This window comes from Wolbachia endosymbiont (group B) of Longitarsus flavicornis, from assembly GCF_964028135.1.
Lineage (GTDB): Bacteria > Pseudomonadota > Alphaproteobacteria > Rickettsiales > Anaplasmataceae > Wolbachia.
The window spans coordinates 1,034,706-1,055,482 of the sequence record NZ_OZ034758.1 but is presented as its reverse complement, the minus strand read 5'-3'; the positions used below and the strand labels follow the sequence as shown (position 1 = coordinate 1,055,482).

Sequence of the window (20,777 nt, the reverse complement as noted above, 5' to 3'; positions counted from 1 at the left end):
ACTTTACAATAAAGCTATATCTAACATTCTCAGTGAAAAAGCCCATTCATTATCGTACCACGCTGCAACTCTACAGATATCACCTGTGACATATGTACCAGCTAAATCCACAATTGCACTATAAGGGTTATGGACAAAGTCTATTGAAACTAAAGGCTCGTTACATACGGAAAGCACATGATTTGCTGAATTCTTAAACATTTCATTTATTTCTCCAGCTGTTACCTTCTTATCAGTCGTAAATTTAAAATCAACCATAGAAACGTTGCTAACCGGAACTCTAATAGCAGTACCATCTAGCTTACCCTTTAACTGAGGAATGACAGAACCAATTGTTTTTGCTGCTCCAGTTGTAGTTGGCATCATAGAAAGGCCACAAGCTCTTGCCCTACGTAAGTCTCTATGGTTGCCATCAAGAATATTTTGATCATTCGTATAGGCATGTATAGTGGTCATAAAACCGCTTTTTATACCTAAATTGGAGTGTAAAACGTGTACAATCGGAGCCAGGCAGTTTGTAGTACAAGAACCTGCTGAGATCACTTTATGCTCCTTTTTTAGCATATCGTTATTTACGCCGTAAACTACAGTTACATCAGCATCTGAAACTGGAGCAGAGACAATTACTCTCTCTGCATTATGCTTTGCTGCTTCCGCACGCTTGTTGAATGCACCAGTGCATTCAAGCACTACATCAACATTCCAAGGAATATTTTCAGGGCTACGTTCTCTATATAAAGAAAATTTCCTGCCATTTATAGATAGCCAATTTTCAGACTCGTTAAAATCAATATCGCCGTTAAATTTGCCATGAACAGAGTCATATTTAATCAAATGTGCATGCTGCTCAGCACTGAGCGACCCATTTACCGCCACAACTTCTATTTGCTCGCTATAGTTTTCTACTTCAAAAATAGCACGCAATACACTTCTGCCTATTCTACCAAGACCATTAATTCCTACACGAATTGTCATTTTTCCATCTTAAAAGTTTAATTATAGGAAATATTGCCTAATATTTCATTCTATTCTTTTAGTTGTTAATCCTAATGTTATAATATATTGATTGACTAAAGAAACTGTATCACTTAATTAATAATATCTAAATTTTAACTCGGAGTAGGTTATGCATGGATTACCAATGACAAATTCAGATAATCAGTGCAAAAAGAAAATAAAGGACTGTCAGAAGAAGTGAAAACATTACAGAAAATGTCAGTGCTGCAAAATGAAATGCTAGTAATGCTACAGTGGAAATCAATAACAGAGAAACTGCGCACAGAAATATTAAAAAAACTGCTAGAAGCACCTCAAGAGGCAGCAGCATTTCAATTAGAAGAAAGAGATGAGGATCAGCAAGTAATAGAAGACATACTTGATATGCAAGAAGAATTTAAATCTTTACAAAATTTGGAAAGTACTACTACTGAACAACCAAATATTCAAGGACAGAGCATATAAACTTGTAATAGTTTCAAACTATTACATATAACTTTCCCTACTTCCTTCTTTATCGTTACCCCGGGTGTTGTAGAACTGGGGTAACACCTTCCGCTACGCAAATCACCTACAAAACACAATCTTTTTATTTCCCCAAACAATTAGTTGTGAATTTAATCAATCATATTAATATAGTAAATATTTACTTAATATACTAATATTTACCTTGACTAAACAATTATAGTGCTGTATTATTCACACTTAAGCTTTAATAGTGAGGTGTTGATGGACGCACAAGAATTAGAAAACTTACAGAAAAGTTCATCAACAAAATCCCAAGATGCTGAAGAGAAAACATCAGAAGAGTTGGAAAGAAATTTAAACCCGAATGAAGCCAATAATGATATATTCTAAAATCTATCAAGAATACGAGGGAGAAACATGGACAGAGTCATTAATGAATGGTTTTATAGCCGCTGTTTCTTTGGGATTTGGCTTCCTTCTAGGAAAAATTCTACAAATGAAGCTGTTTCTACAAATCTGGAAAACGCTGCTGTTGAACAACCCAATGTGCAACAAACCCTACCCTTATGTATATAAAATGACAAATTTTATAACTAAAAAAGTACTTCCCCATTTTCAAAGCACTGCATACAATAGAATTATATTGTAGTGCCTTATACTCATCCTGAGATATAGGAAAACAATCTATACAACATTTTAAGCTGGCTCAGAGCGCTGGCAAACCCAATACCATAATTTACAAGGAGGACTTATGAATAAGAAATTTCTCTATTCACCATTATCAATAAAAAGCATAGAAGAAAACGGAGTATTTTCTGGCTATGCGAGCGTTTTTAATATAGTTGATAAGCAAAATGATCTGATATTACCCGGAGCATTTAAGAACAACTTAAATAAAAGTCAGATAAAACTTCTTTGGCAGCACAACCCAAGTGAGCCTATAGGTAATATTACAGATATTTGCGAAAATGATGTTGGCCTATATATAACTGCACATTTGCTTTTTGGTATTCAAAAAGCAGAGGAAGCATATTTAATGCTAAAAACTGGAACTATTAACGGGCTTTCGATTGGCTATATACCGATAGAGTATGATGTTGATCATGAAAGCGGAGCTCGAGTGTTAAAACAAGTGGAGCTATGGGAAGTTAGTTTAGTCACTTTCCCTGCAAATTTGTCAGCTCAGGTAATCAACGTGAAAAATCAGCACAATGAACAAGAAATGTTAGCAAGAGCAATAGAAAAAGCAAATTCTGTGCTTACGAACATGTGTATTTCTACTTAAAATCTATAAAAATTTTCACACAATTTAACATTTATATTATTATTTATTTAATAATTATATTGATATATATAACTTCAATACTTTAAAAATTAGGTAATTTTATGCTAAATGCTAACAATAAGGTTAATTACGAACCTAGTATTAAACAAAAGGAAAAAAAATATAGCTTATCCACTGTGCTTGCTTGGCTATATCTAAAAACAATCGGACGAATATTGCCAGGGAGATGGAATAAATGGGCAGAGAATATCCTACACCACAATCAAGTTATTGTGGTTAATGGAGTGCATACTGATAATCTTTTCAATTCTGACAGAGAAAACGAACTTACAGAACAAGTAAAATCATTAGAAGAGGAAAAAATAAATGAAACTGTGAAGAAAGAAAATGAAAGCCTACGAGCGCAAAACACAGAACTTGAGAGTAAAGTTAGTAAGTTAAAAAAAGAATCTGATACTCAAATAAAGCAATTAGAAAGTCAACTTGAGGAGAAACAGGCAGAATTAGAACAAGCTAAGAAAAAAAATACTGAAGTAGAGGACCTTACAAGAGAATTGGAAAGTACTCAGCAACAATTAGAGCAAGAAAAGACTAATCTAAATACCATTGAAAAAAAGAAACAAGATTTAGAAAGTGAAATTAATGAATTGAAAGAACAAGCTAAGGGAAAAGATGCTGAAGTAGAGAATCTTAAACAACAATTAGAGAAAGAAAAAGATGAATTAAAAGATTCAAGTAGTAAACTAAATGCTACTGAAACAGAGAAAAAAGAATTAGAAGGTGAAGTTAAAGAATTGAAAGAAAAATTACAGATATTAGAAAAAAATAGTGTTGAAATAGAAAAACAAAAGGCCGATTTAGAGAAAAAATTAGAGTTTTCACAAGGGGAGAATAAAAAGTTGCAAGAACAAGTTGAACATCTGAGTGCAGAACAAGAAAAAGCGAAAAGTGTTGCAGTATTATCTATTACGGATAGTACAAAAACATTTAATGAAAATTTGACATTAAAAAATCAACAGATTGAAAGTTCAATAGCTGAAGGTGGACAACAAAAGTTAAATAAGCTGGAAGGCGCTAGTAAAAGGCTAGAAGATATGGATAAAAAAACTAAAGAGGTAGATGCAATTAGTATAGCATCTACTACAAAAAAAAACACTTTTTCATTCTATGAAGTCAAGCTTTTCAAATGGTTCTTATGATCTTTTCAGTAATAAGAAGCTCAAGGAATTTTTATCTCATAAAAATAGAGAGTTGAAAAAAAGTTTTCCTGAACTTGAAGGAAAACACTTTTGCCATATAGTGCTTAAGAAAACTATACAATCTCTATCAAATCAAAGTGATGGTAAATTTGAAAGCAATAAGTTACTTGAATTATTAGAAAGTAATTTGACAAGATCAGCAAGTAAGATCATAGAAGCTAAAGTTAAAGGAGTTGTCAAAAAAAAATGTTTTGATATTAGAAATGTAGATAAGGAGTTATTTGATGGCGTGTTAAAAGAGAAGAAGCTGTTACTTCCTATTAAAAAATGCATGAAAGAGTTAGAGTGGGATGAAAAAGTTGCTACAGCAATCACAGATTCTGTCTTGAACAACTTTCATAGCAAAGATAATAGCAATCTCCAAGAAATTGTTTCGGAGGAGTTAATAAAAGGTAGAATGAATTGTTTTTCAGGTAAGGTTCAAGAACTAGCATCAAGTATAAGAGATAAATTTTTATGCCCAGATGAGAAAATGTGCGTTCAAACTTCAGAAGAAAACAATGAATACCAATTAACAGAGAAAGCTAAAGAAGAATACAAATTAACACTCCCATTAACACCTAATTCTTCCATGAGTCACACTGCTACATCAAACATTCAGGGATTAGCTAGATAACTAGAGTAGGCTCTTAGCATAAAGTATTAGCTCCTCCTTTGTTAAAGTGTAGGAGCTGTCTTCCCAATGTTGTCGTAGCAATTCCAAGTTTCTACCTAAACTTTTCCCTGGTTGATGACCTATAGTTATAAAATCATCACCAGATAAAGGAAATTTTGGAATGTTAAACATCTTAGCAAATGAAATATACTCATCAACATTTATTCCAGACTCAATACCACAAATCTTCATTAAGTCACAATATAATTCCTTACCAAATAAAGATATGTATTTCTTTTGCTCTTTTTCTGAAAGCTCTGTTTTGATATTGTTTGATAATAAAAATAATATTTTTTTCTTTTGCTTATTTGAAAGACGTAGAAGTTTGCTTACATATTCTCCAAGATTAAGCCTATCTTCAGCAGTCCTAAGAAGCAGCGCTAATTTTGTTAGTGCATCGATTGTGGGATCTAGGAAAGGCGTATAGACATACGCTGAGGGTTTTGTAGGAGGTTTAGTGTTGATAAGAAGTGGTGAAGATAAAATTTCGCATTTTACTTCTTTTGGAATAATTTTTTGTAAAACATCAGATTTTTGCATGCTCTTAAGTGTTGGAGCAGGATCATTGCATTCCAAGAGTTTAAATATTTCTTCTCTTATTCTCTCTCCAGAGAGGTTTTGAATCATGTGCGAATGCTTTTTGCACACATCCAATATTTCATCACTTAAATCTCCTATGCATATTTTAGCATGAAAACGAAACGCTCTTAAAATACGTAGATAGTCTTCCTTAATCCTATCTTCAGCGTTACCTATAAAGTTTAACTTTCGTGCTTTTAAGTCCTGAATGCCACCAAAGTAGTCGTATATATGGCCATATTTGTCTGCATAAAGAGCATTAAACGTAAAGTCGCGCCTTGAAGCATCAGCTTGCCAATCATTAGTAAATTCTACCTTCGCATGTCTACCGTCACACTTTACATCATGCCTTAGCGTTGTAATCTCAAAGGATCTTTTATTTAAAATCGCAGTAATAGTTCCATGTTTTAAGCCAGTTGGAATAGTTTTTATATTACGGAGTTTTAACGCTTTAACTGCTTGATTAGGCAGCAGATTAGTAGCAAGATCAATGTCGTGAATTTCACGCTGCAAAATTGAATCTCTCACACATCCACCAACAAGTCTTGCCTCACCACCAAATTTCTCTATGGCCTCAATAATTACACTAGTTTCGTGATCAATTTGCATTTAGGTTACACATACTGAAAATCATGTTACAAAAAATGCGAAACTTTTGCAAAAATCCTCATATAAAAATATATAGGCAGGAGAGTGGTAAAATAAGAGGGTAAAGTGATAGAGTAAGTCTACAACAAATCCAGTGCCTAGAAACTTATAAGTATAAAAGTAATGTTAAAATACAATGTTTTCGATGATTATAAAAAAGCTGGATGAGCTACTTGCATGACACCTTTGTAGCCTTCTCTTGTCATCCCAGTACCTGCTCAAGTAACTGACACTGGTTCCCTTTATGATGGTGTTATCCGAGTAGCTCATCCAGATTTTTATCAGGAACGTTGATTACTCCTTATTCTTCGCCCTTCCTGCACGCTTACGTTCATTCGGATCAAGTGTACTTTCATTGTCTATATACGCTCTCTAAAAAACCCTTTAATATTATTCTAGCGTATATTGACACATTAATTTTAATAATTAAACTACATTGACTTTAAAGCGAGGTTACAAAAATATGCTAAATCATCAAAATTTAACACGAAAACAAAAAGATTTGTATTTTCAGTTAAAAAGGGCCATATGGAATAGAAAGAGCATTAATAATATTTTAGAAGCAGCCTCAGAGAATGATTTACTAAAAGTTCTTACAGTTGGATATACTACACGATTTCCAAGAGGTGGGGGACGCACTCTAACACTGCTGAACCTTGCTATATATAAAGATAATAATGAATCTGTTGATCTTATTTTAACACACTCTAACAACAAAGGTATACTGCAAGAAATTCTTAAGACTTCAAGTACTATGAACTATACAATAAGAGGTTATACTTACACTTTGACACCACTTGCGTTTGCTATACATAGAAGTAATAACGAATGTATCAATTCTATTTTAATGCAGGCTCAATATAGTGGTATACTGCACAATATCCTTGCTTCTAAAGATATTGTACAGTTTCCAGGTCTGACGTATATCATCACACCACTTAACTTTGCTATATATAAAGGCAATAACGAATGTATCAATTCTATTTTAATAAGAGCTCAAAATAGTGGTATACTACACAATATCCTTACTTCTAAAGATATTATGCAGTTTCCAAGCCTGACGTATGTCATCAAACCACTTGCCTTTGCTATATATAAAGGTAATAACGAATGTATCAATTCTATTTTGATACAAGCTCGAAATAGTGGTATACTACAAGAAGTCTTTATTGCAGTAAGTACTGTACTGTCTCCATATGTTGAATATACTTTAAATGCTTTTGAGCTATCTGTAGTTATTCATCAGAACGGTACTAATGTTAGAACTGCATTAGATAATGTATCTATTCTCATAGACTACAAGAAAATAGAAGAACTTAATCAGTGTCCGTTCAACAGAGTGGCAAAAAAGCCCAGTATCAATAATGTCGTGACAGTACTTCTTCTCCTATCATGCAAGTAGTTACACTGGGATTCAGATTTTTATCAGGAACGTTGATTACTCTTTATTCTTCGCCCTTCCTGCACGTTTACGTTCATTTGGATCGAGGAACTTCTTACGCAAACGTATAGATTTTGGAGTTACTTCTACCAATTCATCATCGTCTATATATGCTATCATATCCTCCAGTGTCATTATTTTTGGTGGAGTAAGCTTTATAGCTTCATCGCTACCTGAAGCTCTTACGTTTGTTAATTGCTTACCTTTAAGTACATTTATTTCTAAATCATTGTCACGACTATGCTGACCGACAATCATACCACAATATACCTTATCTTGTGGCTTAACAAACATAATTCCCCTATCTTGCAGATTGAAAATTGCATACGCTACTGCTTCGCCTTTGTCTGTTGAAATTAAAACCCCATTACGCCTTCCGGAAATTGAACCTTTATGTGGAGCATAACTGTGAAATAAACGGTTGATTATACCAGTGCCGCGAGAATCAGTTAAAAATTCTCCTTGATAACCAATCAGTCCCCTTGATGGCACTAAAAATGTCAACCTAGTTCTGCCACTACCAGAAGGTCTCATGTCAGTTACTTCACCTTTTCGAAAGCTAAGTTTTTCCATGATGATTCCACTATACTCATCATCTACATCAATTACTACTTCCTCTATAGGTTCAAGTTTTTTGCCATCTTCTTCTTTAAACAGCACTCGAGGCCGTGAAACTGAAAGTTCAAAACCTTCCCTTCTCATATTTTCAATCAGTACCCCAAGCTGCAACTCACCACGTCCACCTACTTCAAATGCTTCACCACTTGGAGCCAAAGTTACAGTAATTGCAACGTTTGTTTCTGCTTCTGCATATAAACGATCTTTTATAACAGTTGAGGTAAGTTTTGTTCCCTCTTGCCCAGCAAAAGGTGAATCATTCACGCTTATAGTAATCGCCATTGTTGGTGGGTCAACTGGAGTTGAGCTGATCGCAGTTGTAACTTCTGGTGCTGCTATAGTGTCTGAAACTGAAGCTTTCTCAAGTCCTGCAATGGCAATGATATCACCAGCTACAGCTTGCTCTACTGGAACGCGTTTTAAGCCAGAAAATGAGAGTAACTTAGTTAATCTCCCTCGCTCAACCACTTGACCATCAAGATCAATTACCTTAAGATCTGAGTTAACTTGCGCGATTCCTTGGTAAATCTTTCCTGTCAATATTCTGCCAAGAAATTTATCAGATTCAAGTAAAGTAACTAGCATAGCAAAAGGTGCATTTTGATCATAAACGGAAGGTTTTATGTAATCTATCACCGTTGAAAATAATGGGCTTAAATCTTTTCTTTCATCAGATAGCTCCTTAGCACACCAACCATTTCTACCTGAAGCATAGAGTACTGGAAAATCTAGTTGCTCGTTGGTTGCATCAAGGTTAAAAAATAACTCATATATTTCATTTAGTACTTCATCAATTCTGCTATCTGGTCGATCAACCTTATTGATTATCACAATCGGTTTTAAATTTGCCTTTAGTGCTTTTGACAACACAAACTTAGTCTGTGGCATTGGACCTTCTGCAGCATCAACCAGTAGTAATACACCATCTGCCATGCAGAGCACCCTTTCCACTTCTCCACCAAAATCCGCATGTCCTGGTGTATCAATGATATTGATTTTCTCATCACCCCACATTATTGACGTACATTTTGCAAGTATTGTAATCCCACGTTCACGTTCTTGATCACCACTATCCATCACTCGTTCTTGAACTTCTTGATTCTCACGAAACGTGCCACTTTGTTTTAACATGTTATCAAGTAAAGTAGTTTTTCCGTGGTCAACGTGTGCAATTATTGCAATATTGCGGATTGATTTAAATTCACTCATTTCTTATAATTTCAAATTTAATTTAATAACAAGTATACGTATAATATATTTAGAGTAAATAACTAAAGCCGTGCTTTCAGAGTATTTTAGGCAGATCATGGAACTCTAACAAAAAGGTTTCATATTCGCTGTACTTTGTAGCAACTAACACCAAGACAAAGAAGAATCTTGCTTTAGCAGTACATTTATATAAAATTAAAATAAACTAAAGTAATCATTTAAATGCTAACAAGATTCGCTCCAAGCCCAACTGGCTACCTACATGTAGGAAACATACGCACTGCACTCATTTGTTGGATGTACACACGTAATCAAAATGGAAAATTTTTACTACGTTTTGATGATACTGATCTTGAGCGTTCAGATATCAAATATGTAGATAATATCATAGAAGACCTAAAATGGATTGGCATAAATTGGAATTCAAGTTTTAAGCAATCAGAGCGTTTTGAGCGCTATAACGAGGTGTTCTTACAGTTAATGAAAGAAGGTCATATTTATGCATGTTATGAAACAAGAGAAGAATTAGACACTAAACGAAAATTGCAATTAAAACAAGGTCTTCCCCCTATTTACAATAAAGGTGCGTTGCTTCTAACTGAGCAAGAGAAAATTCGTTATGAGCAAGAAGGACGAAAACCACATTTCAGATTTAAATTGGATAGAAATAAAACTGTAAAATGGAATGATGAAGTTAAAGGCGAAATAAATATTGCAACAATTCATATCAGCGATCCTGTAGTAAAAAGAGAAGATGGAATTTATACGTACATGCTACCTTCTGTTATTGATGACATTGACTTTAATGTAACCCATGTTGTACGCGGGGAAGATCATGTAACTAATACCGCAGTTCAGATTCAAATGATTCAAGCATTAAAAGCGAAAATTCCTATCTTTGCCCACCTTCCCCTACTACACTTTGATGATAGCAAAATATCGAAACGGAAAGGTGGGTTGGATATTAAGTCCATAAGAGAAGATGAGATTGAGCCAATGGCGCTAACTAGCTATTTAGCAAAACTTGGCACATCTGATCCAATAGAAGCTCATGTTGATATGCAGCCTTTAATTGACTCATTTGATATCAAAAAATTTAGCTCAGCATCTTTACAATTCAGCTTGAGTGAAATGTATAAGCTAAATAGCAAAGTGCTGCAACAAATGCCATTTGAAATGGTGCAAGATCGTTTAAGTCAAATTGGTTCAGAGTTTTGGTATTTTATAAGAAACAACATAAACAGGTTTTCTGAGGTGGCCAAATGGTGGCAAGTATGTAAATCCAATATAGAGCCTGTGGTTATTAATAAAGAATTTATAAAAATAGCGCTAAGCACATTACCTCAAGGTGATTGTAATGAAAATACGTTATCAGAATGGGTTAAAAATATTCGACAGACAGTTGATATAAAGGCAAAAGATCTATTTATGCAGTTGCGCCTCGCTTTAACAGGAACAGAAACAGGTCCAGAACTTGCTAAATTATTAATTTTTATCGGTAGAGAGAGCATTGTTGCAAGGTTAGAAGAAAATCATACAAAAGGTTTAAATGCACCGAATGTATTTGAATTACACCAATAGTTAATCTCATGCTGAAAGATCATTTTATGATTCAGATCAGTTCTTTTACAGGTCACTTCCAAGCTCATCAAATTTTCTAAGATCTTCTTAAGTTCTGAAAGTTGCAAACTTTTCAAATGAGATTTAAAACTCTGCAATTGTTTGAAGAACAATGGAGGACTCAGCTGGTCAATTGCAGCTTGTTCATTCATTCCATTTTGTATTAACAGCAAAACGCTTTCTAGCCGTAGAAAATAATTTGATATAATACGGATTAATGCTATCGGTGAAAAATTCTCTTGTAATATCAATACATCGGAAATTTTGATGAATTGCCCCATGTCTTTACTCACTATTGCAGAGCACAGATTATCAAGTGTAACATAATCATTGCCGGAGGTTGAAAAGCATAGATCTATATCAGCAAGTTTAAGATCTTTTCTTTTTCCTAGATATAAAACTAATTTTTCAAGCTCTGAATATATAGGCAGTTTGCTATGATTAAAATAAGACTGCAAGTGGTAGATTATCTCACTTGTGCACTCTATATCATTTTGTTTCAAGTAACTTGATATAATATCACAAAGATTACTACCGCTGTCCTTATAGCAGGTAATGACACCGAAAATTTTTGAGCTTTCCATATAACTTTTAGTTGTAGAACTATATGGAAGATCATTTGCTATCATTACTATATAATGATCGCCTATATTATGATCCAATATGTTTCTTAACTCTTTAGATATACTTCCACTGACATTTATCAGCTTAACTAACCTTTTTTTAGTAAACATCGAAATGTTTGCCAACTCGGAAAATAACAAGCCAGGCGACTTATTCACTACTGCAAAATCCATCACCTGAACTGAATACTCATTCAAGTTGGCAATTATTTCCTGTACAAAAATATCGACCTTACTATTGTCACTCCCATGAATTAATACACCACTTAAAGTATCGGGTTTCTCAAGGAATTTTTTAACTTTAGATGGCGTGATTCTCATGCCATCTATATTATATTATCACTATTTGGTGGTACATCATTTGATTGCACATCAGTTTCCAACAATTCTGAGCTTTCTTGATTTGCTGTATTCTGCATATCATCAGACACTTCTTTCTTTCCCGTAACATAATTATAAAAATTTTTTATAGGCTGTCCTATATATCTAGAAAAAAATCCTTCGGCCATATCTTTCACTCCACAAATTAACAATTAGCACATAAAAACAACGTAGCAAAAACTACTTTACGCTCAGATAGTTACACTCATTTGTTAATGAATTATGAACTTCCGAGACCAAAATTAAGTCGATCTACTTAACACCAATCTTATAAAATAAGCAATGATTAAATACACAGCTGCGATAAGTATAATTGCAGGTCCAGTTAATAAGTCAAAACTTGCAGATAATATCAAACCTGATACTCCAGAAATCACAGAAAAAACTGTTGCAACAATAATCATTTGCATTGGAGTTTTTGAAATGAGTCTTGCTGATGCAGCAGGTATTAACAAAAATGCAGCAATGAGTAATATTCCTATTAATTGAGCAGAAATTGCAATAAAGATAGCGAGTATAATCAAAAATTCTAGCCTAACAAAATTAACATTTACTTTCTCAACTGTTGCCAAATCTTGATTAATCGAAATCATCAGCCAATAGCGCCATCTAAATATTAATATCAAAGTAACTATTACGGAGGTTAGAAAAATTGATATTATATTACTTTGGTCAATCATTAATATGTCACCAAAAAGTGAGCTAATAATACTATTATTACCTGATGGAAGAAAAGACATAAGTATTAAACTCGATGATAAAACTACATTGGTAACTATGTTCAATATCGTATCAGCAGAGTATAATTTATTAAAATTAAGAGAAAGTAGTATAGCAAACATAATTGCAATGAGCATTATACTTACCGATGGGCTGATATTAAAGATCAAAGCAAGTGCAATACCAAGCAATGAAGAATGGGACAAACTATCACCCAAATACGATAACCTTTGCCATATCATAAATGACCCTAGAGCTCCTGTGACTAGGCTAATCATAATTACCGCAATTAGACTGTTTATAAAAAAACTCTGTGTAAATATCTCTAACATGCTATCAGATAACTGACAACAAATCTATCTTCAGATATTAAAACGTTATGGGTTCTGCATGCAGAACCCGTCGTCATAAATTCAAAATTTAAATTCTTTTGCTCCATAAGATAAGACTTCATTGAACAATCGCGTATCTTACCAGTACCTATTATCAAAATCTCTATTTCCTCTGTTAAAAAAGATTTAAAATACTCCTTGTTATTTATATCACTTTCTTTCAATTCAATCACCTTTTCAGGAAAAATTATAATTGAGCCATGATATTCTTGATTATTTACCCAAAATCTTTCTTCCCTGTAACCATCTATAAGATTTTTCTTCTTGGAAATTAAGGGCATAAATCAAACTATTAATTCCGTGTCGCACACCCACCATTCTGGATATTCCTTTTTGATATTTGCTGCTGCAGCTTTTGCATTTTCTTTACTATCAAACATTCCAAAACACGCTACACCACTACCTGACATACGAGAAAGTATAGAGCCTTCTTGTGACTCTAGTGTTGATATTACATTCTGAATTTCAGGTACAAGACCTATTGCTGCTTCTTGAAGGTCATTTTTTGTCTCTTTAAGAAGCTCTAACAAATTCTCCTCAGTGTTATCACTCCACTTAATTGGATTAGAGAAATCCTCTTTATACTTGGAAAATACTTCTGATGTATTCAAAAACTTTTTTTTTGGTTTCACAAGTACCAGACTTATGGGTAAAGAGCATTGTTTAATGGAACATAATTCCTCACCAACACCTCTAACAAAAACTGGCTTACTATCTACACTTGCAGGCACATCAGCACCAACGCTTAAAGCTATATCACTTAAAATTTGCCTATCAATATCCCACAGCTCTCCTAGCGTGCGTATCACAGCTCCAGCATCTGAGGAACCACTACCAAATCCTGCAGCAATTGGTACATTTTTTATAACCTTTACAGTGACTTTAGTTCGTATAGGAGCGTACCTAAGCAGTAGACTCAATGCTTTCGTTATAGTATTATATCGATAATTTATTTTAAACTCAGAGTTTACAAATTGAACTGTAGAGTTATCATATCTAAAGTTTTTTTCTCCTACTTTTATCTCTAAAAAATTAGAAAGTTTAGCAAAGACAACCAAACTTTCAATTAAATGATACCCTCTTTCTTCTCTATTTATAATATGTAAAAAAAGATTGATCTTTGCAGGAGCCTTTACACAAAAACTTTCCATCTGTATATCTTCACTAACACTATCTTATTTACTATACTTGAAATGCCACTTCAGTCAAACTTTATACACTCCTAATGAGATCAAATGCCATAAATCCTAACTTCTCTGTATGGGTAAGTGCATCAGCTGGTACAGGTAAAACAAAGATCTTAATAGACAGAGTATTAAGACTTCTATTAGAGAATAAGAGAAATATTCTCTGCTTAACATTTACCAATGCTGCAGCAAATGAAATGGAGGATCGCATTTACAGTACACTTAGTAAGTGGGCAATATGTCCAGAGGGTATATTGGTCACAGATTTAGAACAATTAGCCCAGTGTGTGACCAGAGAAAATAAAGATTATTTAACAAGAGCAAGAAGGCTTTTTTCTGAACTGGAAAATCTTGGTCTTAATATTCAAACTATACACGCCTTTTGTTACAAATTAATCTCCAGCTTTCCTACAGAAGCTGGTATCGCTCCAAATTGTACGTTGAGCGAATGTAAAGAATTGCATTCCATCGTATTTGAAAAAACGCTTCATAACGAAACTGTGCAGGACGATATCAATATCGTTGCAGCTGAAATTGATGAAAATAAGCTGCGTGATTTGCTCTATACCTTATGTATAAAGAGATCAGCTCTAGAAAATAATTTAGGATATATCAAAGATAAACTAAGCGTCCCAGACAAGATTGACAATTTACAGAATGAAACGATTGAGCAGATAAAAAGATTAGCTAAAATATTAAGTAAGGGAAGCAAAAGAGATCAGAGTTACAGTGCGATACTTTATGATTGGTGTAATAGCACAAAATCGTCCGTACCAAATGTTATCATCCCAGTGCTTGACACTGGGATCCAGAAAAAAAGAAATATGGATCCCAGTGTCAAGCACTGGGATGATAACAAGATAGAGAACTTAGCTAAAGTATTTCTCAAATCAGAATCGTACGAAAAAAAGAGCATATCATCCATTATAACAAAGGGTGCTTTGGAAAAATTTGAAGACGTAGAGCAAATGATAGAAAGCATTCAAAATGCATTGTTTACCCATGTAAAGGATATAAATTCTTATCAAATATTCGCAAGAACCAGTAGTTTACTTAGTATATTTAAAGTATATGTTGATCTATATAATAGTGAAAAATCAAAGAATGCACTGCTTGATTATGATGATATCATCAATTTAGCAACAAATCTCCTTAGCAATCCAGGCTATAAAGATTGGATATTGTTTAATCTAGATCAAAAAATAGACCACATTCTTGTTGACGAGGCACAAGACAATAGTATCAGTCAATGGAAAATTATAACAAATCTCTGCAATGAATTTTTTACCGGTGGTGACGAAAAGAGAACTTTATTCGTTGTTGGCGATGTAAAACAATCAATTTACAGATTTCAAGGAGCAAATCCCCATCTATTTAATTACATGCAGCAATATTTTCACACGAAAACCGGTGGCAGAGATTGGGTATCATGTCAACTTGAAAAGTCATTTCGCTCAACTCCAGAAGTTTTGATGCTTGTAGACAGAATATTTAACAATTTTCGTGAAGAAATATCTTTCAATGATAACAAGATAAAACATATTCCATATAGAGAAAACGATCAAGGGTACATTGAAATCTGGCCGTTACTGCCAAAGTATAAAGAGGAAGAGCAGCAAGCCTTACAAATTCATTTAATACAGAGGAAAGATTATGTAGTAACAGATCGATTACTTGCTCAGGCAATAGCCCAAAGAATTCACAATTGGTTAAACGAAGGGCGGATTTTAGTCGCCAAAGATCGTCATATAGAACCAAGGGATATTATGATTTTGGTACGGCAGCGAAATGTGTTAGTTGATTACATAATAAGTGAACTAAAAAAAGTAAATGTACCAGTTATAGGCCGAGATTATTTTAGAATTATGGATTACATAGCTGTGCAGGACTTAATAGCTTTAGCTGAATTTTTGCTCCTCCAGGCAAATGATCTTGCTCTTGCAAATGTTTTAAAATCACCGCTATTTAACTTCACTGAGGATGATTTATTCAATATTGCATACGATCGTAAAGAACAGTCGTTGTGGGAAAAACTTCAAGATTATCAGGAGATTATCTCTCATGAATTAAACTATCTAATTAATTTATCTCAGACAGAATCTCCCCTTACACTATTCACGCATATATTGCGCACAGGCAAGAAGAAATTTGCTGCAAGGCTAGGTCTTGAGTGCTTCGAGATTCTAGACGAATTTATGAACCTCGTATTGCAATTTGAGCACCCATCTCTTCAAGCATTTGTTCAGTGGATCAAAGAAAATAATCCTGAGATTAAAAACGATATGCAATCAGAACTCAATGCTGTACGAATAATGACAATTCATAAATCAAAAGGTCTACAAGCTCCAATAGTGTTTTTAGTTGACACAAATACAGTACCAAGAAACAGCGAAAATATTTTGTTTGATGCAACGGAAGCACCGTTTTGGTGTGGCAAAAATAGTAATGCTTATTGTAATCAAGTAAAAAGAGAGAAAAAACTAGAGGATTATAACGAATATTTGCGTTTGCTGTACGTGGCACTTACGCGTGCTGAAGATGAGTTATACATTTTAGGCAAAGAGCCAGTGCAAAAGGGCTCTTGGTATGATCTAGTTATTCAATATGGAGCATTATATGAGAGGAAAAAACTATACTTACAGCCGATATTTAAAGAAAAAGTTGAAGTGCTATGCATGAATGCAAACTACCCTTCTATTTATAAAAAACGTGATTATTTTGATGTTCCAGTGATTTCACCTCCATCAAACCTATCAATGTCATTGCAGCACGTAACGCTGGAACCTGGAGAAAAAAAGCCAGTGTCAAGCACTGGGATGACAGATGAGAATGCTGGAATGACAAAAAGGAGCATTGGGACGACAGACAGCTATGCAAGAGGCTTAATAATTCACAGTATATTGCAATATATGCCCAAGATAGAGAAAGACAGGAGAAAAAATTGGGTTAGGAAATATCTTGATAGCATAAACACTAGTGAAGATAAGGATGAAATTTACAGCAAAATATTAACCTTTAATGAAAAATATGATTACCTGTTCGACTTGGAGGGCAAATCAGAAATTCCACTTAGTGGAACAATTGACGGAAAACCAGTATTAGTGCGGCTAGACAGACTGTGTATAACAGAAGACAAAGCAATCATAATTGACTATAAATCACACCATAACGTTTCTATTTCCTCATCAAATGAAATAAAAAAGCAAATGTTGATCTATAAAACCTTAGTGCAAGAAGTCTACCCAGATAAGCAGGTAGAGTGCGTGGTTATTTGGATGGAAGATTTAACCTTACAATCTTTGATCTAAACTCCAAGGGAGTGTTAAATAAACCATACGCGTCAAGTTAAGAGATTGTGAGCAAATTTAGAGAGGTTAAAGTGGATACTCTAGCCCTTCTACGTTTGTCTTTTAATGAAAATCGCGACCAAGTTATAGTGAGTTTTTTAAGAAATGCTTTTAAACTATTAATTTTGGTTAATACTAAAAATAACTCTCTAACCCGCCTTTTTAGCTCAATAAATGCCTTTGTTTAAGCTAAGTTCTGTATTCTTTTTCACTTCTGTGCAACCAACTATGCCGTGAAATATAAGAATTGCGCACAATTTAGCATATAGTTCACATAATACTCTGCATGGCTTTCCTTTTAGCTTATCAAGCCTGATATGGCTTTTATACAATTTAAATAATAACTCAATTTGCCACCTTACTCTGTAAATCGTTAATACTTGCTCAGCACTAATTTTATTTTCTGGAACATTAGTTATAAATATTGACCAGTTCAACAATTTTTGATTTCTTTTAGAGGATGTATATCCCTGCGATCTTGCTAATCTATTAGCTTTCCTTCTTCTGGCCATAGACTGTTCTTCAGTTAGTTTCTGACATATAATTCTTACTCTAATTTTTGCTTCTTTTCCTAACAATACCTCGTTTTCTAAAAATAACTTATCCTCTAAACATTCTAATAACTCCATTTTTTGATTTGTTTCTACATCATATATGTTGGTATCGGATTTATAACGACTTATGAAATAAGCTCCTATTTCATTGATTTGTTTAAAAGAACTTGGCACAAAATAACCGAGATCAGATATTAGCAAATCATTGCTTAATATATTACTTAAATGTTTCCTATATCCCTGGTCTGATCTCACTGCCATTAAGTTAAGGGAAAGAGAAGTTAAGATTGGACAAAAAATTTGAAGTGATTGATAATTATGGTAAATACTAGGGTGAATTTTTAAGAAAAGGGAGTCTGAAAAGTGCAAGTTATTTAAAAAAGTAATAATTGCAGGTTATTTTGCAAAGAATGTACTAATGCAATGATACTGAAAAGATATCTTGAATTTAAAACACATGTTTTCTAGCTCTTTTCTGGTAGTTGAGTGAACGAATATCAGATATCTTATGACGATCAACTCTTCTCCCTTTTCTCACCACTAAAGTGTTCATCAAAAATAACTGTGATAGTCGATCCATAATGCAGTCTATGTCTGACTCTGTAGAAAAAATATCAAAGGCTAAGTTTTTAATCGCATTAAATGAGACAGATTTATTGATGCTTTTTTTTAGTTTACTATTCTGTGAGCTCAATGTCTCTTCATCATCTTCTATCATGATACTTTCTAGATTACTGATGAAGATAGTTGACCAAAAATCCTGCTTGATAGTTTCAATACTTTTTCCTGTGAAATTCTCTAAATTTAATCTTCCCTTCAGCCTAGAAAAAAATGTTTCTACTCCCCAGCGCAAGTAATATAATCTCTCAAACTCTTCAACTGTAAAACGTTTCTCATCTAACAGAGATGTTACTAACACTTCAACTTCGCCAGAAGAAAGTATTATTTTGACTAACCTGAATTTCATCTCATCAGGTAATCCTAGCTTTCGTAGCTGTCTTGCTACTTTAATAGGTGCGGTAGACACTACCACCGTACTAGATGGGCTTTCCGGCTTAAACATAGCGTTTATTTCATTGAAAGACGAACTTGAACAGCGAATTATATAATTGATTTTCCTTCCTGTAAGCTCAGCAAGAAATCGATAAGATACGTATCCTCTATCACAGATTAACAAATCGTCTGATTTTATGGATTCAAGCATACCGATTGCTAAATCAACCTCATAGCTGTCACCTCTACTTAGCACAGATTTTATTGCAATATTATTTAGCATATCGTAGCAAACTTCAAAGGTTGCACTTGTATAGTCTTCAAATCTCTGGATTCCATTCCATACTGCTCTTGAGCTAAACTCACCTATTATTTTGTCGCTCTTTGGCAGAATCAGTATTGAAGCATCAAATGCAAGTACTCTGAAGCCATGGTGGGTTTTAAATTCCTGATCTTGGTAGTATAGGGAAACTATATCATCATTTAACTCTGAAAACGCAGTATGTTTTAGCTTCTTTCTTGCTTGAGTAAATGCACTTGCCGTAATTGTATAATCTTTTCTTGTATGCAGAACAAACTCATTAAGCATCACTTGTAATGACTTTACACTCTTTCTAAAAATCAGGAGAAATACATTAACGAAGGGCAGCTTTCTTTTTCGTGAGAAGTCTTTTGAGGATGCTCTGTGTGCGTTTATAAAGTTTAAACTCATCAATTTATTTTTTATAAACATGATTATTCTTTTTTTTACTCATGTCATTACTTCTTTTAATTTGTGAATCTTACCTGATTTTATAATACAGTTCATCACTTTTCCTTAACTTAATGGCAGTGATGACAAGAGAGGGGCTACTTTCATTTGCTGTCTTCAAAAATTTACAATTATGCTTCATATATTTTATTAAATATTTTACTTAAAAATTCAATTTCTTATTATAAGAGATAAGCAATTCATGAATAATGAAAGATTACAAAAAAGGTCATAGAAAGCGCCTAAGAGAGAGAATTATTTCAGATAACGGACAATCATTACTTGATTATGAGATTTTAGAACACATTTTATATTCAGCATATAGTAGAATTGATGTAAAGCCAGTAGCAAAGAATTTGATAGAAATTTTCGGCAGTTTGAATAAGGTTTTTAATGCCGATTTAGAAGCACTGCAGAATATTAAAGGAGTTAGTAATGCAGCTATATCTGCTATCTTTTGTGTTAAACAGGCTTTTGTTCGTTCTGCACGAGAAGAAGTAAAGGACCTACCTATAATCAATAATTGGGAAAAATTGCTTGATTATTTAAAAGCAAGTATAGGAAGCCTTAATAAAGAAAATTTTCGCGTTATCTATATGAATAAAAGATATCGTCTAATAGCAGAAGATCTACAAAACTTTGGTACAATAGATCAAACTCCTCTTTATGTTAGAGAGATCATAAAACGCGCTCTTTTGATTGGCTCAACATCGATTGTAATATCCCACAATCACCCAAGTGGAGATATACAGCCTTCAAGTAGCGATATGTTTCTCACCAGACAGCTTGCAGAAGCTTGCAAAAGCATAGGAATAGAATTAATAGATCATATATTATCACATTTAGTAGCTATTTTAGTTTCAAGGAAAATAGGCTTTTATTAGAGTAGATCTAAAATTGCTTTTGCCATTTTTCTTATTATGGAAGTAAAGCTATACATGAGGTGGTTGCCAGTGGAACAAAAATTTTCCTTCTGGAAGACAATGTTTGATTTAGGTGGCGTAATAGTGGCAAATTGAAAGAAATACATGGTATTTGCCACTATTAGAAA

General features: G+C 33.7%; 17 protein-coding genes and 2 pseudogenes. 9 read left to right on the top strand and 10 right to left on the bottom strand.

The window, feature by feature from the left end:
• Positions 1-3: 3 nt before the first annotated feature.
• Complete coding sequence (gap, locus tag ABWU45_RS04845) at positions 4-975, bottom strand: type I glyceraldehyde-3-phosphate dehydrogenase (protein ID WP_353278031.1); 972 nt, start codon at positions 973-975, stop codon at positions 4-6.
• Between the two features lie 186 nt (positions 976-1,161).
• On the opposite strand from gap, the gene ABWU45_RS04840 reads away from it, so the two are divergent.
• The 5 genes from ABWU45_RS04840 (at position 1,162) to ABWU45_RS04820 (ending at position 4,624) form a co-directional block, all read left to right on the top strand.
• A complete protein-coding gene (locus ABWU45_RS04840) occupies positions 1,162-1,461 on the top strand; it encodes a hypothetical protein (RefSeq protein ID WP_353278029.1) in 300 nt (99 codons plus the stop codon).
• Between the two features lie 264 nt (positions 1,462-1,725).
• Positions 1,726-1,854 (top strand): hypothetical protein, encoded by a 129-nt coding sequence (locus tag ABWU45_RS04835; protein ID WP_306794333.1) that lies wholly within the window; start codon positions 1,726-1,728, stop codon positions 1,852-1,854.
• 361 nt (positions 1,855-2,215) lie between these two features.
• Positions 2,216-2,749 carry an HK97 family phage prohead protease gene (locus ABWU45_RS04830; RefSeq protein ID WP_264683334.1) on the top strand — a complete coding sequence of 178 codons (534 nt, stop codon included), beginning with the start codon at positions 2,216-2,218 and terminating at the stop codon, positions 2,747-2,749.
• A gap of 374 nt (positions 2,750-3,123) precedes the next feature.
• Positions 3,124-3,948, top strand: a complete 825-nt coding sequence (locus ABWU45_RS04825) for a hypothetical protein (RefSeq protein WP_353278027.1) — start codon at positions 3,124-3,126, stop codon at positions 3,946-3,948.
• Positions 3,949-4,000: 52 nt separating this feature from the next.
• Entirely contained in the window at positions 4,001-4,624 is a 624-nt protein-coding gene (locus ABWU45_RS04820) for a hypothetical protein (protein WP_353278025.1), read from the top strand.
• Here the strand turns inward: ABWU45_RS04820 and ABWU45_RS04815 are convergent, their stop codons facing one another.
• On the bottom strand, positions 4,625-5,851 hold the full coding sequence (locus ABWU45_RS04815; protein ID WP_353278023.1) for a CCA tRNA nucleotidyltransferase: 1,227 nt from the start codon (positions 5,849-5,851) through the stop codon (positions 4,625-4,627). It lies immediately after the preceding gene.
• Positions 5,852-6,353: 502 nt separating this feature from the next.
• Here ABWU45_RS04815 and ABWU45_RS04810 point away from each other — a divergent pair.
• Positions 6,354-7,292, top strand: a complete 939-nt coding sequence (locus ABWU45_RS04810) for a hypothetical protein (RefSeq protein ID WP_353278022.1) — start codon at positions 6,354-6,356, stop codon at positions 7,290-7,292.
• Positions 7,293-7,328: 36 nt separating this feature from the next.
• On the opposite strand, the gene typA is transcribed toward ABWU45_RS04810, so the two are convergent.
• Positions 7,329-9,158: a translational GTPase TypA gene (typA, locus tag ABWU45_RS04805; protein WP_007302691.1), complete on the bottom strand. Its 1,830-nt coding sequence runs from the start codon at positions 9,156-9,158 to the stop codon at positions 7,329-7,331.
• 222 nt (positions 9,159-9,380) lie between these two features.
• Between typA and gltX the strand changes: the two genes are divergently transcribed.
• Complete coding sequence (gene gltX / locus ABWU45_RS04800; RefSeq protein WP_353278020.1) at positions 9,381-10,739, top strand: glutamate--tRNA ligase; 1,359 nt, start codon at positions 9,381-9,383, stop codon at positions 10,737-10,739.
• Here gltX and holA read toward each other — a convergent pair.
• From holA to ABWU45_RS04775, 5 genes are all read right to left on the bottom strand, one after another.
• Complete coding sequence (gene holA / locus ABWU45_RS04795) at positions 10,691-11,722, bottom strand: DNA polymerase III subunit delta (protein WP_353278018.1); 1,032 nt, start codon at positions 11,720-11,722, stop codon at positions 10,691-10,693. The two genes, gltX and holA, sit on opposite strands and share 49 nt — an antisense overlap.
• A gap of 5 nt (positions 11,723-11,727) precedes the next feature.
• A complete protein-coding gene (locus ABWU45_RS04790) occupies positions 11,728-11,910 on the bottom strand; it encodes a hypothetical protein (protein WP_007302688.1) in 183 nt (60 codons plus the stop codon).
• A gap of 114 nt (positions 11,911-12,024) precedes the next feature.
• Positions 12,025-12,834 (bottom strand): metal ABC transporter permease, encoded by an 810-nt coding sequence (locus tag ABWU45_RS04785; protein WP_015588476.1) that lies wholly within the window; start codon positions 12,832-12,834, stop codon positions 12,025-12,027.
• Positions 12,828-13,175, bottom strand: coding sequence for an Mth938-like domain-containing protein (locus tag ABWU45_RS04780; RefSeq protein ID WP_007302686.1), 348 nt, complete (start codon positions 13,173-13,175; stop codon positions 12,828-12,830). Before ABWU45_RS04780 ends, ABWU45_RS04785 begins: the two co-directional genes overlap by 7 nt.
• Positions 13,176-13,178: 3 nt before the next feature.
• Positions 13,179-14,045: a 4-(cytidine 5'-diphospho)-2-C-methyl-D-erythritol kinase gene (locus tag ABWU45_RS04775; protein WP_353278016.1), complete on the bottom strand. Its 867-nt coding sequence runs from the start codon at positions 14,043-14,045 to the stop codon at positions 13,179-13,181.
• Positions 14,046-14,119: 74 nt separating this feature from the next.
• Between ABWU45_RS04775 and ABWU45_RS04770 the strand changes: the two genes are divergently transcribed.
• A complete protein-coding gene (locus ABWU45_RS04770; RefSeq protein ID WP_353278014.1) occupies positions 14,120-17,389 on the top strand; it encodes a UvrD-helicase domain-containing protein in 3,270 nt (1,089 codons plus the stop codon).
• A gap of 37 nt (positions 17,390-17,426) precedes the next feature.
• On the opposite strand, the pseudogene ABWU45_RS04765 reads toward ABWU45_RS04770, so the two are convergent.
• A pseudogene (locus ABWU45_RS04765) lies at positions 17,427-18,252 on the bottom strand (IS4 family transposase); the annotation flags it as partial.
• A gap of 178 nt (positions 18,253-18,430) precedes the next feature.
• Positions 18,431-19,708, bottom strand: a complete 1,278-nt coding sequence (locus ABWU45_RS04760; protein WP_353277926.1) for an IS4 family transposase — start codon at positions 19,706-19,708, stop codon at positions 18,431-18,433.
• 227 nt (positions 19,709-19,935) lie between these two features.
• Between ABWU45_RS04760 and radC the strand changes: the two are divergent.
• Positions 19,936-20,615: pseudogene (radC, locus tag ABWU45_RS04755) on the top strand (RadC family protein).
• Positions 20,616-20,777 lie beyond the last annotated feature (162 nt).

What these genes read in the sequence shown, in the direction of transcription:
- gap (WP_353278031.1), bottom strand. Translation starts at nt 975, where the DNA reads ATGACAATTCGTGTAGGAATTAATGGTCTTGGTAGAATAGGCAGAAGT.
- ABWU45_RS04835 (WP_306794333.1), top strand. Translation starts at nt 1,726, where the DNA reads ATGGACGCACAAGAATTAGAAAACTTACAGAAAAGTTCATCAACAAAA.
- ABWU45_RS04830 (WP_264683334.1), top strand. Translation starts at nt 2,216, where the DNA reads ATGAATAAGAAATTTCTCTATTCACCATTATCAATAAAAAGCATAGAA.
- ABWU45_RS04815 (WP_353278023.1), bottom strand. Translation starts at nt 5,851, where the DNA reads ATGCAAATTGATCACGAAACTAGTGTAATTATTGAGGCCATAGAGAAA.
- ABWU45_RS04810 (WP_353278022.1), top strand. Translation starts at nt 6,354, where the DNA reads ATGCTAAATCATCAAAATTTAACACGAAAACAAAAAGATTTGTATTTT.
- typA (WP_007302691.1), bottom strand. Translation starts at nt 9,158, where the DNA reads ATGAGTGAATTTAAATCAATCCGCAATATTGCAATAATTGCACACGTT.
- gltX (WP_353278020.1), top strand. Translation starts at nt 9,381, where the DNA reads ATGCTAACAAGATTCGCTCCAAGCCCAACTGGCTACCTACATGTAGGA.
- holA (WP_353278018.1), bottom strand. Translation starts at nt 11,722, where the DNA reads ATGAGAATCACGCCATCTAAAGTTAAAAAATTCCTTGAGAAACCCGAT.
- ABWU45_RS04790 (WP_007302688.1), bottom strand. Translation starts at nt 11,910, where the DNA reads ATGGCCGAAGGATTTTTTTCTAGATATATAGGACAGCCTATAAAAAAT.
- ABWU45_RS04785 (WP_015588476.1), bottom strand. Translation starts at nt 12,834, where the DNA reads ATGTTAGAGATATTTACACAGAGTTTTTTTATAAACAGTCTAATTGCG.
- ABWU45_RS04780 (WP_007302686.1), bottom strand. Translation starts at nt 13,175, where the DNA reads ATGCCCTTAATTTCCAAGAAGAAAAATCTTATAGATGGTTACAGGGAA.
- ABWU45_RS04775 (WP_353278016.1), bottom strand. Translation starts at nt 14,045, where the DNA reads ATGGAAAGTTTTTGTGTAAAGGCTCCTGCAAAGATCAATCTTTTTTTA.
- ABWU45_RS04770 (WP_353278014.1), top strand. Translation starts at nt 14,120, where the DNA reads ATGAGATCAAATGCCATAAATCCTAACTTCTCTGTATGGGTAAGTGCA.
- ABWU45_RS04760 (WP_353277926.1), bottom strand. Translation starts at nt 19,708, where the DNA reads ATGTTTATAAAAAATAAATTGATGAGTTTAAACTTTATAAACGCACAC.